The organism is Massilia luteola, from assembly GCF_034420155.1.
GTDB lineage: Bacteria > Pseudomonadota > Gammaproteobacteria > Burkholderiales > Burkholderiaceae_D > Telluria > Telluria luteola.
The window spans coordinates 312,600-325,624 of the sequence record NZ_JAXOFN010000001.1 but is presented as its reverse complement, the minus strand read 5'-3'; the positions used below and the strand labels follow the sequence as shown (position 1 = coordinate 325,624).

General features: G+C 70.9%; 10 protein-coding genes and 1 tRNA gene. 9 read left to right on the top strand and 2 right to left on the bottom strand.

Going from position 1 to position 13,025, the window contains the following annotated elements:
• Positions 1–52: 52 nt before the first annotated feature.
• Positions 53–676 (bottom strand): hemerythrin domain-containing protein, encoded by a 624-nt coding sequence (locus U9J41_RS01545; protein ID WP_322399833.1) that lies wholly within the window; start codon positions 674–676, stop codon positions 53–55.
• Between the two features lie 200 nt (positions 677–876).
• A complete protein-coding gene (locus tag U9J41_RS01540; RefSeq protein WP_322399832.1) occupies positions 877–2,163 on the bottom strand; it encodes a winged helix-turn-helix domain-containing protein in 1,287 nt (428 codons plus the stop codon).
• A 262-nt stretch (positions 2,164–2,425) separates the two neighbouring features.
• Between U9J41_RS01540 and U9J41_RS01535 the strand changes: the two genes are divergently transcribed.
• From U9J41_RS01535 to U9J41_RS01495, 9 genes are all read left to right on the top strand, one after another.
• On the top strand, positions 2,426–3,697 hold the full coding sequence (locus tag U9J41_RS01535; RefSeq protein ID WP_322400134.1) for an exonuclease SbcCD subunit D C-terminal domain-containing protein: 1,272 nt from the start codon (positions 2,426–2,428) through the stop codon (positions 3,695–3,697).
• Complete coding sequence (locus tag U9J41_RS01530; RefSeq protein ID WP_322399831.1) at positions 3,694–7,626, top strand: AAA family ATPase; 3,933 nt, start codon at positions 3,694–3,696, stop codon at positions 7,624–7,626. The genes U9J41_RS01535 and U9J41_RS01530 overlap by 4 nt, the downstream gene beginning before the upstream one ends.
• Positions 7,627–7,664: 38 nt before the next feature.
• Positions 7,665–7,877 carry a hypothetical protein gene (locus tag U9J41_RS01525; RefSeq protein ID WP_322399830.1) on the top strand — a complete coding sequence of 71 codons (213 nt, stop codon included), beginning with the start codon at positions 7,665–7,667 and terminating at the stop codon, positions 7,875–7,877.
• Between the two features lie 11 nt (positions 7,878–7,888).
• Positions 7,889–9,046, top strand: coding sequence for a class I SAM-dependent methyltransferase (locus U9J41_RS01520; RefSeq protein ID WP_322399829.1), 1,158 nt, complete (start codon positions 7,889–7,891; stop codon positions 9,044–9,046).
• Positions 9,047–9,231: 185 nt separating this feature from the next.
• Positions 9,232–9,308: transfer RNA gene (locus U9J41_RS01515), tRNA-Met, on the top strand.
• 63 nt (positions 9,309–9,371) lie between these two features.
• Entirely contained in the window at positions 9,372–9,647 is a 276-nt protein-coding gene (locus U9J41_RS01510; protein ID WP_322399828.1) for a hypothetical protein, read from the top strand.
• 62 nt (positions 9,648–9,709) lie between these two features.
• Complete coding sequence (gene dbpA / locus U9J41_RS01505) at positions 9,710–11,122, top strand: ATP-dependent RNA helicase DbpA (protein ID WP_322399827.1); 1,413 nt, start codon at positions 9,710–9,712, stop codon at positions 11,120–11,122.
• A gap of 123 nt (positions 11,123–11,245) precedes the next feature.
• Complete coding sequence (locus tag U9J41_RS01500) at positions 11,246–12,490, top strand: serine/threonine-protein kinase (RefSeq protein ID WP_322399826.1); 1,245 nt, start codon at positions 11,246–11,248, stop codon at positions 12,488–12,490.
• A gap of 14 nt (positions 12,491–12,504) precedes the next feature.
• On the top strand, positions 12,505–13,023 hold the full coding sequence (locus U9J41_RS01495; RefSeq protein ID WP_322399825.1) for a TssQ family T6SS-associated lipoprotein: 519 nt from the start codon (positions 12,505–12,507) through the stop codon (positions 13,021–13,023).
• The last annotated feature ends 2 nt before the right edge of the window (positions 13,024–13,025 follow it).

Below are 13,025 nucleotides of genomic sequence, written 5' to 3'. Positions count from 1 at the left end.
GTAACGCCAGCCCCGGGCGTGCGAGCAACATGTTCGCCATCGCCTCTCGATCTCAGTGAGCGGCGATCAATATCTCGTACCGGCGGCCGAATTCCGGCTGCAACGAGTCGCGCCCGTGCGCCTCGTGGCCGGCATGCCCGACCAGCTCGCGGCGCGGGCGGCGCGGGTCGGCGCGGCGTTCCTGCGCATACGCATCGTGGGCCAGCATCTGGTTGGCGATCGCAAACCACGCGTCGCCGCCGACCGCCCCCCGCGCCAGCGGGAACAGCTCGTGTTCCTCGCGCTCCAGCCGGCTGCGCAGCGCCGCGACGCAGCACTCGACGGCGTCGCAGAACACGTCGCGCGGCACCGGATGGTCGGCCGCGCCGACGCAGGCTTCGGCCGCGCCCATCGCGGCGGCGGCCTGGCCGCTGAGCCGTTCGAGCTCCGCCAGCAAGCCGTCGGCAGCCTCCGTGCTGCGGCGCAGGGCCGGCACGAGGAATTTGTCCAGCTTGCGCCAATGACAGTTGTCATAGGCCTGGCGCAGGGTGGCACACAGCTGGGCCGCGCGGCCGGCGGCCAGCGTGCTGAAGCCACCCGGCAACGCGCTCAGTTCGTCGAGCAGCGACTGCAGGGCCGCGCGCACGGTCGTCTGTTCGACGGACAGGGCGACGAGGGTATAAGTCGATGTCAGCATTCGGTCTCCACCTTTTCTCACGAGTGAGTTCCGCCCCATCAAAAACCAACCGGCCGCTTGGCAAGCGCGGCGCGATGCGGAATCCGTGGGAGCGTTGTTGACAGGCCTGTGGTGCTCTCGGGCATCGGGTGCCCTCTCGTTGTCATCGGCCTGAAGGAAGGTCTAGTGTAAGGAGGCCGGCAGGGCCACCGTTTGATCTATCACAAACGGTCCTCTACCCATTTTGAATGCCGCCGGGGACGCCCGGCCGCGGCCAGCGGGGCCGCAAGCGCCTGGCCCAGCGCGGCGGCCAGCGGCGCGGCAATCCCGGCCGGCGCAGCATGCGTGAGCACGACCTGCGGGCAGCCATGCCAGCGCGCGCACCGGGCCAGCGCGGCGGCCAGGTCGCGCACGCAGCGCTCGCTGACGCGCACGCCCGGCTCCAGCACGAGCGATTTCAGCTCGAACACGCCGGCCTTGCGGTGCGCCTTGGCGTCGACCCGGCCGACGAGTGCCCCGCGGCGCAGCAGTGGCAACGTGAAGTAGCCGTAACGCCGCTTGGCGGCCGGCGTATAGCACTCCAGCCGGTAGTCGAAGCCGAACAGGTCGAGCGCCCGGCGGCGGTCCCAGACGACCGGATCGAACGGCGACAATACGCTGGTGAGCGTCGCCCGCAAGGCACCGCGCGCCGCCTGGTCGAGCAGCCCCGCGTGGTCCGGGTGGACGTACACGGGCTCCTTCCACCCCTCGACGCGGGCGCGCAGCAGCAGGCCCTCGTCGGCCAGCGCCTGCGGCTCGAGGTGCGGCGGCTTCGTCCGGTGATAGTCCGGGATCCAGGCCGCCTTCGCGACGCCCAGGGCGCGCACGGCGCGCAGCACGAACTCGCGCCGCGTCGCCTCGACCGGCGGCATGCGGGCATCAATCCACCCCGGCAGCACGCGCTCGGCCAGGTCGTACACGCGCTGAAACTGCTGGCGGCGCGCGATCATCAGTTGGCCCGTCGTGAACAGGACTTCCAGCGCGCGCTTTTCCGGCTTCCATGCCCACCACCCGCCAGCCTTGCCGTCGGTGCGTTCGAAGTCGGCCGAACGGGCCGGACCGCCCGCGCGGATGTGCGCCAGCACGCGCTCGACCTCGTCCCGGTGCGACGCCAGCCACGTTCCCGCATACTTCCACCCGAGCGAGCCGGGATCGACCATCCGGTGCCGGTACAGGCCATAATCCTCGATCGGAATGAAGCACGCCTCATGCGCCCAGTACTCGAACAGCCGGCCCTCGGCCAGCAGCTGGTCGAGCCAGTCGGGATCGTAATCGCCCAGGCGGCTCCACAGCACCAGATACGGACTGCGCGCAACGACGCTGATGGTGTCGATCTGCAAAACGCCCATGCGCCGGATCGCGGCCAGCACGTCGTCCTTCGTGGCGCGGGCGCGCTGCGCCTGCAGCATGCCCTGGGCCGCCAGGTGTAGGGATCGGGCGACAGCGGGCGTCAAAATTGGTTCGCTCATCCGCACATTCTAGTGACATCCCATCAACATTTGTACAGGTCACCGAGAAAAAGTACTGGTTTTTTTTACAGTATCCCGCCGTCTGCGCTATAGTTGGCGCCCTGGCTCAACCACCTGGGAACGTCGAAAAACCTGCTGCGCGTTGCACTGCAGTCCTGCGATGCTCGCTGTACTTTTCGTACAGCTGCGCTTCTCGATCTGCATTGCGGCCGCTCGCGACGGTTTTTCGAGGTTCCCGCCTGTTGCGGAACTCTTGACGATCATGCGGCTGCTGCACACATCAGACTGGCACCTGGGCCAGACCCTGCACAATTTCGACCGGACCTACGAGCACCAGTGCTTCCTCGACTGGCTGCTCGACACGATCGTCGCCGAGGAAGCGGACGTCCTCCTGATCGCCGGCGACGTGTTCGACAACGCGAACCCGTCCGCCGCCTCGCAACGCCAGTTGTACCGCTTCCTGCAGCAGGCGCGGGCGCGCGCGCCGCGGCTGGACATCGTCATCATCGCCGGCAACCACGATTCGCCGGGCCGGCTCGAAGCGCCGGGGCCGCTGCTGGAAGCGCACGGTACGCGCGTCGTCGGCCACGTCGCACGCGACGCCGAAGGCAGCATCGACCTCGAACGTTTCATCGTGCCGCTGAGCGGCGCGGACGGGCAGGTGCGGGCCTGGTGCGTGGCGATCCCGTTCCTCCGTCCCGGCGACGTGCCCCGGGTGGCCGCACCGGCCACGGACGACGCGTTCGACGCCTACCTGGCCGGCATCCGGCTGCTCTACCAGCAGGCCTGCGAACTGGCGCGCGCCCGTGCCGGCGAAGGGCAGGCGATCCTCGCGATGGGCCATTGCCACATGGTGGGCGGGGATGCGTCGCCCGACTCCGAGCGGCGCATCGTCATCGGCGGCACCGAGGCCCTGCCCGCCTCCATGTTCGGCCCGGACATCGCCTACGCCGCGCTCGGCCACCTGCACCTGGCCCAGCGCGTGGGACAGCAGGATCACCTGCGCTATTGCGGCAGCCCGCTCCCCCTGTCGTTCGCCGAAGTCGGCTACAAGCACCAGGTGCTGCGCATCGACCTCGACGGCACGCGCGCCGCCGCCATCGCGCCCCTGCACGTGCCGCGCGCCGTCGAGCTGCTGCGCGTGCCGGCCAGCCCGGCGCCCGTCAAGCAGGCGATCGCGGAACTGGTCGCCCTCGACCTGCCGGACCTGCCGCGCGACGCCTGGCCGTATCTGGAAGTGCGCGTGCTGCTCGACGCGCCCGAGCCGGGCCTGCGCGCGCAGGTCGAGGCCGCGCTGGAAGGCAAGCCGGTACGCCTGGCGAAGATCGAACCGACGCGCCGTGTCGTGACGACTGCCGGCGTGGAGCCGGCGGCACTGAGCCTGGACCAGCTCGCGCAGCTGCAGCCGGACGACATCTTCCGCCGCCTGTGGCAGCAGCGCTTCGGCGACGACGCCCCGGACGACCAGTTGGCCGCATTCACCGAACTGCTGCTGCCGGCGGACGGCATCGGCGGGAACCGGGAGGCCGCATGAAGATCCTGCGCATCGGCGGCAAGAACTTGGCCTCGCTGGCCGGCGAGTTCGAGGTGGACTTCGAGAGCGAACCGCTGGTCACCGCCGGCCTGTTCGCCATCAGCGGCCCGACCGGCGCCGGCAAGAGCACCCTGCTGGACGCCCTGTGCCTGGCCCTGTACGACGCGACCCCGCGCCTCATCAAGGGGCCGCGCGTGGGCAATTACCTGCCCGACGTCGGCGACGAGACGCTGTCCGTGGCCGACCGCCGCACATTAATGCGGCGCGGCACGGCGGACGCGTTCGCCGAGGTCGATTTCGTCGGCAACGACGAGCAGCGCTACCGCGCGCGCTGGAGCGTGCGGCGCTCGCGCAACCGCGCCGCCGGCGCCCTGCAGCCGTCCACGATGAGCCTGCAGCAACTGCCTGGCCTGCAACCGCTGGGCGGTACCAAGACCGAGGTGCTGGCCGAGGTCGAGCGCCGCATCGGCCTGTCGTTCGAACAATTCACCCGCTCCGTGTTGCTGGCGCAGAACGAGTTTTCCGCCTTCCTGCGCACTGACGACAACGAACGCGGCGAACTGCTCGAAACGCTGACGGGCAGCGCCGTCTACAGCGACATTTCGCGGCGCGCCTACGAGCGCTGGCGGCACGAACAGGAAGCCATGCGCCGCCTCGCGGCGCGCCTGCAGGACCATGCGCCGCTGAGCCCGGACGCACGGGCCGAACTCGACGCCGGGCACGCCGCCGCGCAGGCCACGCTGGCGACGGCCGAGACGCGCCGGGCCGGCCTCGAGCGGCAACTGCGCTGGCACCAGGAGCTGGACCGCCTGCGTGCGGCCGAAGCCCAGGCGGACGGCGCGCTGGCGCACGCCCGCACCGCCGTCGACGCGGCTTCCGAGCGCCGGCGCCGCCTGGCCACGCTGGACGCCGTGCAGCCGGCGCGTGCCCTCGTGGCCGACCTGAACCGGCTGGCCGGCGAACAGCGCCAGGTGCAGGCGCAACTCGCCGCCAGCGAACACGACCTGACACGTGCCCTCGATGCCCAGCAGCAGGCCGCGCGCGGCCTGATGGACGCGGAGCGCAAGCTGGAAGCGGCCGAGGAGGCGCAGCGCGCCGCCGCTCCGCAACTGGACCGCGCGAAAGCCCTCGACGCCACGCTGGACACGCTGGCGCCGGCCCACGCCAAAGCCCGCGCGGCGCTGGACGGCATGCGCACGGACTCGGCCCGGGCCCAGGCCGCCCTGCAGGCCAAGGCGGCGGACCTGGAGGCCAGCCGGCGCGCGCTGCACGACACGGGCGCCTGGCTCGCCGCACACGGCACCCGCGCGTCACAGGCCACGCAATGGACGCGCTGGGACCAGCGCCTCGCCCAGGCCGAGCAGGCCGCGCGCCAGGACGCCGCCAGCGCCCAGGCCCTGGATGCCGCCCGGGCCGGCGCCGAGCAGGCCGCGGCCATGGCCCAGCGCACGGCGCACGCGCTGGCCGCGTCGATCGACCTCCTCGACGTGCGCGAGGCCGCGCGCCGCCATGCGACCGACGCACTCGACGGCATCGACGCCGACGCCCTGCGCGCGGAACGCCGCACGCTCGACAAGCGGCGCGAACACCTCGCTTCGCTCGACCACACGTGGCAGGCGCTGCGCACGAACCACGGCCGCCTGGCCGACCTCGACGCGCAGGCGGCGCAGGCCACGCAGGCGCGTACGGGCGCGCAGGAAGGCCTCGACGCGGCACGCGCCGCCGGCATCGCGCTGGATGGGGCCGTGGTCCAGGCCGAACGCATGCTCAAGGCGGCCCAGCTGGCGTGCGCGGACGGCGTCGAAAAACTCCGCGCCACACTGGTGGACGGCGATGCCTGCCCCGTGTGCGGCGGCACCGACCATCCTTACCGCCACCAGGACGACCGGCTGCACGCCGTGCTCGACAACCTGTCCGCCGAGCTGGCCGCGCGCCGCGCCGAGCAGCGCGCCAACGTCGACCAACAGGCCGGCCAGCGTGCGGCGTTCGACGCGGCCGGCGAGCGGCTGGCGACGCTGGCGCGGGAGCGCGACAGCCTGTGCGCGGCGCTCGCCCAGCTGGACGCCGAATGGGCCGACAATCCGCTCGCGGCCGAAGCCCCGGACGACGACGGCCTCGACGCCCGCGGCCGCTGGCTGGCTGGCGAACTGGCCGCGCTGCGCACGTCTTACGAAGGCCTGGAAACGCGCGACGCCGACCTGCGCCGCGCCGTCCTGGCACGCGATGCCGCCCAGCAGGCCTGGGACCATGCCAACCGTGAACACGCGCGCCTGCTCGACGCGGCCCGGACGGCGCAGGGCACGCTGGCCCGGCTGGATGCCGAGATCGCGGCACTGGCCGCCCGGCGCGAGGCTGCGGCCGGCGCGCTGGCCGAGCTGCTGGCGGAACTCGATCCCGTGTTGGCCGAAGCCTGCGGCGACGGCTGGCAAGGCCATTGGCAGCGCGACCCGGCCGGCTGGCGCGAGGCCCGCGCCCAGGAAGCCCACGAATGGAACGACCAGGCCGCGCGCCAGGCCCGGCTGCAGGGCGCCATTGGCACCCTCGAGGCCGAACACGGGGCGCTGGCAACGCGCGTGCAGCACGCCGGCGAGCGCCTGGCGGAGGCGGACGCCGAATTCGCCCGCATGGACGCGGAACTGGCCGCGCGCCGCACCGAACGTGGCGACCTGTTCGAAGGCCGCGCCGCGCGCGACGTCGAACAGCTGCTCGCCGCCGCGGTGAGCGCCGCGCGCAACGCATTGAACGCGTGCCAGGCCGCGAGCCTGCAGGCGGCCCAGGCGGAAGCGCGGGTACGCGCGGCGCAAACCCAGGCCGCGGGCCGCATCACCGACCTGCAAGGCGAGCTGGCCGACGCCGGCGAGCGCCTGGCGCTATGGATCCAGGAATTCGACGGCAGCGATCCGGCGCTGGAAAGCGTCGCCAACGAACAGCAGCTGGCCGCCCTGCTCCAGGTCGGCGCCGGCTGGATCGCCCAGGAGCGCGCCGCCCTGCAGGAACTGGATACGGCCGTGCGCCAGGCGACGGCCGTGCTGGCCGAACGCCGCACGCAGCGCGAGCAGCACGAAAGCGTGCGCGAGGAAGCGGTGCCAGCGGATGCGGATGCGGATGCGGATGCGGATGCGGATGCGGATGCGACCGCGGAGACGAACGCCAATACGAATGCGGACAATGCGGAACCGGATGCCGAGGTGGACCACGCAGCGTCCGAGCCCGTGCAGGCGGTCGGGCAGCCGCTCCCGCAGGCCCCGGCGCACGACGTCGACTCGGTCGCCGCCGCGCTGCGGCGCGCCGAGACCGACCGCGACGCCGCGCACGAGGCGGCCGCCGGCCTGGCCATGCGCGTCCGCGAGGACGAGCAGCGGCGCGAACGGGCACGCTCGATGATGGCCGAGATCGAGCGCCAGCGTGCCGTCGAAGACCGGTGGGCGAAGCTGGCGGAGCTGATCGGCTCGGCCGACGGCAAGAAATTCCGCAACTACGCACAGCAATTCACGCTCGACGTACTGCTCGGCTATGCCAACACCCACCTCGCGCAACTGGCGCGGCGCTACCGGCTGGAGCGCGTCGTCAACCTGGCCGGTCCGTCGCTCGCGCTGATGGTGCGCGACCAAGACATGGGCGGCGAAGTGCGCTCCGTGAATTCGCTGTCGGGCGGCGAATCGTTCCTCGTCTCGCTCGCGCTCGCGCTGGGCCTGGCGTCGCTGTCGTCGAATCGCGTGAAGGTGGAGTCCCTGTTCATCGACGAGGGGTTCGGCAGCCTCGACAGCGATACGCTGGGCGTGGCCATGGACGCGCTGGACGCGCTGCAATCGCTGGGCCGCAAGGTCGGCGTGATCTCGCACGTGCAGGAAATGACGGAGCGGATCGCCACCAAGGTGCTCGTGCGGCCGGCCGGTGGCGGCAGCAGTGCCGTGACGGTGCAATGCTAAAATGCGCGCCTTCCATTGACCCGTTGTTCCTGCCCATCATGTCCAAACCCGCCCGTTTCCTGACCTTCAAATGCGCCAAATGCGCCAAGCCGGTCAAGCTCACCCTGCAGAAAGTGTCCGCCTGCTCGCACGTCCAGCCCTACCAGGGCATTTGCGCGTGCGGCGAGATCAAGCGCCACGCGACCGGCAACCCGGATGCCGTGAAATCGTTCGTCGAGTCGAACGAACTCCACTGGCATCACCACCACTGATCGGAACGGCGATGACGACTCACGACGGCGCGGCGCGCATCCACTGGATCGAACACGGCGAGGAACGCTCGGCGCACTGGCGCTCGGAAAGCGGCTGGCCGGCGCCCCGCAAGGTCGTGCTCGCCGACGACACGATGAATGCCGACACGGCCTGGCGCCTCGCGCTGGACGGCACCGCGCTGCTGTGGCGCGGCGACTTCCAGAACGCGCGCCAGCTGCTGCAGGCGCTCGTGCGCCGCGTCGACCATAAAGGCCCGCGGGCCAGGCGCGGCAAGGCCGGCAAGGCCGCAACGTCGCTCACCGAACAATTCCACCGCCACCGCCTCGCGCAATTGCAGCGCGCACGCACACTGGCGATGCTCCTGATCCCGTTCGATGCCGGCCACGCCATTCCGCTGCGCCGCGCGCCCGACGTGCACGAGGCGTGCACGGAAGCGTATGGTTCGGCGGCCGAGCCGTACGTGGCGTCGCTGCGCGAACTGCTGGGCGTGATCGGCGCGCACGAATGGCGCCGCAAGGGCGTGTTCATCCCCGCCCTCGACGAGCGTATCCATCCCTGGTACGGCGTGTTCTCGCCCGTGCGCGGCGAATACGTCGAGCTCGTGGCGCAGGCGCCGCTGCCGGCGGACGCCAAGCTCGCGTTCGACATCGGCGCCGGCACCGGCGTGCTGTCGGCCGTGCTGGCGCACCGCGGCATGCAAGGTGTGCTCGCCACCGACATGGACGAGCGCGCGCTCGGCTGCGCCCGCGCCAACGTCGAACGCCTCGGCCTCGCCGGGCAGGTGGAAGTCGTGCGCGCCGACCTGTATCCCGAGGGCCGCGCCGACCTCGTCGTCTGCAATCCGCCCTGGCTGCCGGGCAAGCCGAGTTCCGCCATCGAATATGCCGTCTACGATCCAGACAGCCGCATGCTCAGGGGTTTTCTTGCGGGATTGAAGGAACATCTGCGCGCCGACGGCGAAGGCTGGCTCATCCTGTCCGACCTGGCCGAGCACCTGGGCCTGCGTTCGCGCGATCAATTGCTCGGTTGGATAAGCGATGCCGGCCTGGACGTCGCCGGCCGCCACGACATCCGTCCCACGCACGCCAAGGCCAGCGATCCCGACGATCCGCTGGCGGCGGCGCGCATGGCCGAGGTGACGTCGCTGTGGCGCCTGCGCGCGGCATGAACGCGGTACAGGCGCGGCCGGAGCGCCGCGTGCGCATGCCGGACGACGGGCGCGGCCGGAACGCCGCGTGTGCAGGTGCCGGATGGCGGGCACGGCCGAAGCGCCGTGTACGCACGCGCCGGATGAGCAACTGTGCAACCCGATTTGCGCTTCGCTGCCGAACCGGTTAGAATAGCGTACTCAGACGCGGGGTGGAGCAGTCTGGCAGCTCGTCGGGCTCATAACCCGAAGGTCACAGGTTCAAATCCTGTCCCCGCAACCAAATACCGTAACAACAAGCCCGACTCTTGCAGCCGGGCTTTTGTTTTCTGGGCCAGTGCAGCGCATGAGAGACAAGAAAGACAACGCGACCTTCAACCTGCCCGGCTTCGAGCCGGCGCCGCACGACGATACCGCCGCTGTCTCTGTCGCTGTACCGTTCGATCCATCCGTCGACCCGGCGCCGGCGCCCAAACGCACCCGGGCGCGGCGCACGATGCCGAAGCAGGAACAGCTGATGCTGGTCGACCTGGCGCACACGGATGTGACCGGTCTGCCGGTCTGGAAACACGATCCCGATCTCGACCTGACCGGCTTGCCTGTCTGGAAGCCGGCGGCCTGAGCGGCAACGAAACGCCGCCCCACGCGGCAAACCAACCGCCGCGCCCGGGCGCGGCCGACGACATGTCCGACACCGCCTTTTCCTCGCTGCTGCTGGCAGCCCCCTTCCTGGCCAACCTCGACCAGCTCGGCTATAAACAGATGACGCCCGTGCAGGCCGCCACGCTCCCGCTGGCCCTCGAAGGCCGCGACCTGATCGCGCAGGCGAAGACGGGCAGCGGCAAGACGGCCGCGTTCGGCATCGGCATGCTGCTGAAACTGAATCCGACCTTGTTCGCCGTGCAGGGGCTCGTCATGTGTCCGACGCGCGAACTCGCCGACCAGGTCGCGAACGAGCTGCGCCGGCTGGCGCGCGGCATCGGCAACGTCAAGGTCGTCGTGCTGACGGGCGGCGTCCCGATGCGTCCGCAGATCGCCAGCCTGGAATTCGGCGCGCACATCGTCGTCGGCACGCCGGGCCGCATCCGCGATCACCTGCAGCGCCGCACGCTCGACCTCGCGCGCCTGCGCACCCTCGTGCTGGACGAGGCCGACCGCATGACGGACATGGGGTTCTACGACGAGATCGCCGCGATCGTGCACGCCTGCCCCGCGCACCGCCAGACCTTGCTGTTCTCCGCGACCTATCCGGACGACATCCGCGCCGCCACCGCGCGCTTCCTGCGCGATCCGCTCGACGTGGCGGTCGACACCGCGCATGCGCCGGCCCGCATCGAGCAACGCTTCTACGAGATCGGCTTCGACGGCCGCGTCGATGCCGTGGCGCGGCTGCTGCGGCATCACCGGCCCGAATCCGCGATCGCGTTCTGCAACACGAAGGCGCGCTGCCGCGAGGTGGCCGACGCCCTGCGCGAGCTCGGCTTTTCCGCGCTGGCCCTGTACGGCGAAATGGAACAGCGCGAGCGCGACGAGACGCTCGTGCGCTTCGCCAACCGCAGCTGCGCCGTGCTCGTCGCGACCGACGTCGCGGCGCGCGGCATCGACATCGCCGGGCTGGCGGCGGTCATCAACATCGACGTCTCCAAGGACCCGGAAGTGCACGTGCACCGCGTCGGCCGGACCGGACGCGCGGGCGCGACCGGCCTGGCGCTGTCGCTGTGCGCGCCGAACGAAAAGCGCTGGGTCCGGCTGATCGAGGACGCCCAGGGCTTCACGGCCGAGTGGCACGCCCTCGCCGAGCTCGGCGACGATGCCGACGCTGTTGTCGATCCGGCGCCGATGGTGACGCTGTGCGTGTCCGGCGGCAAGAAGGACAAGCTGCGTCCCGGCGACCTGCTGGGCGCGCTGACCGGCGATGCGGGCCTGCCGAAGGAACAGGTCGGCAAGATCAATATCTTCGAATTCGTCAGCTACGTCGCGCTCGACCGCCGCATCGCGCAACAGGCGTTCGACCGGCTGAACGACGGCAATCCGCTGGGTCCGGATTTCGGTGTCATCAAGGGCCGCAACTTCAAGATGCGCTTCATCGAAGACTGAAGCCGGTGACCTGCGCGGTCCGGCCATTTGTAACATTTGTAACAGGCGCGCACGGTTGAGCAGAGCGCGGGGCATGGGACCTGCAAATCTGGCATGATTTTGCCAAGCCCATGCCTTAGCAATATGACCAGCCTAACTACCATCGGACCGGAGCAGCATCACCTCGAAGGCCGCACCGTCAGGGACATCGTCGAATACAGTCCCGAGCAGGTCAACGAGGTCTGGTGCCGCAAGATCTTCCGCCAGATCCTGCAGTCGCTCGAATTGCAGTACGCGATGCACATGCCGCATCGCGCCATCACGCCCGACACGATCGTGTTCCACGAAAATGGCGAGCCGCTGCTCATCCCCACCGACACCGGCCCGCCGGACGCGCAGGAGAGCGACGACCTGAACGCGCTGGCGCGCATCGTCCACTACGCGATCACGCGCGAGCTCGCGCCCGCCGGACCACTGGAAGGCCGGGCGGAGGACTATAGCGACTCCCTCGTCAAGGCCGTGGACCGCTGCATGGATCCCGATCCGGCGCGCCGTCCGCGCAGCATCGGGGAATTGCGCGACCTGCTCGGCATCGTCCCGCTCGGGCCGGCCGTCGGCGCCACGGCGGCATCGCACGTGCACGCCGCACCGGACGCGGTCGCGCCGCAGCCGGCCGCCACCGATCCACACGCTGTCGGGCATGACGCCGGCACCATGCGCGCGGCGTCGGCGTCGGACGGCCTGCCCGCCTTCATGCAAGACACCGGACGCCCGCGCCGGAACTTCAGCCTGAGCAGCTGGCAACGCTGGGCCGTCGCGGCGGGCGGCGGCGCCGTCCTCGTCGCGCTCGCCGTCACCCTGTTCGCCGAAATGCGCGATACGGGCTCCTTCGACCACATCGTGCTGACCTTGCCGCAGCAAGGCGACGGACCGCGTGCCGCAAACAATGGCGCCGATGCGGCACGTGGCGCGACGAACGGCAGCGCGGCCTATCCCGCGCCGGCGCTCCAGGCACCGGTGGCGCCCGACATGAGCGCGGCCGGCGCATCCGCCGACGGCGCCACCGCCGCCGCGCAGGCAACCGGCCCGGCAGCGGCGCAGGCAACCGCCCCCGGCGCACAAGGCCACCCGATGCCGGCGAGCCGCCTGCCCGGTGTCGTCGTGACGCCGAACGGCAACCTGTACAAGCTGCAAATCCAGCCGTGGGGCATCGTCTACGTGGACGGCGTCGACCGCGGCGTCAGCCCGCCCGTCAAACGCCTCGTGCTGACGCCCGGCCGCCACACGATCCGCGTCACGAACCCGAATTTCCACGACCGCATGCTCGAGGTCGACACGGCGAGCGGCGATGGCCTGATCGGCGTCGACTTCAACGACGAGTCCCGATGACTGCCCGGAGACCCATGACTATCCAGCACCCCGCTCGTCCCCTCGTCCACGCCGTGCTGCTGGCCGCCACGGCCGCCCTGCTCGGCGGATGCGCCGGCTTTCCCGGCTTCGACCGGAAGCCGGCACGCACGCCCAGCCATCCGAAGGCGGTCGCGCCGGCGGAACGGGAGGCGCCGCCGCCGCGCGAACCGCCGGCGCGTCCGAGGGAAAGGCCGCGCGACCGCGACGAGACGCCGGCCCCGAGCGCCGGCCTGCAGGAAGGCATCCGCCTGTACAACGACGGCGACTACAACGGCGCGATCCGGCGCCTGTCCGCGCGCGACGTCAACAACGGCCCGCTCGCCACACGCCTCACGGCCCTGAAATATATGGCCTTCAGCTATTGCGTGACCTCGCGGCCGGGTCCGTGCCGGCAGGCGTTCGACCGCGCGCTGCGCCTCGACCCGTCGTTCGACCTGGCGCCGGGCGAGCACGGCCATCCGTTGTGGGGCCCCGTGTTCACCAAGGCCAAACAGGCGGCCGCGTCGCGCTGACG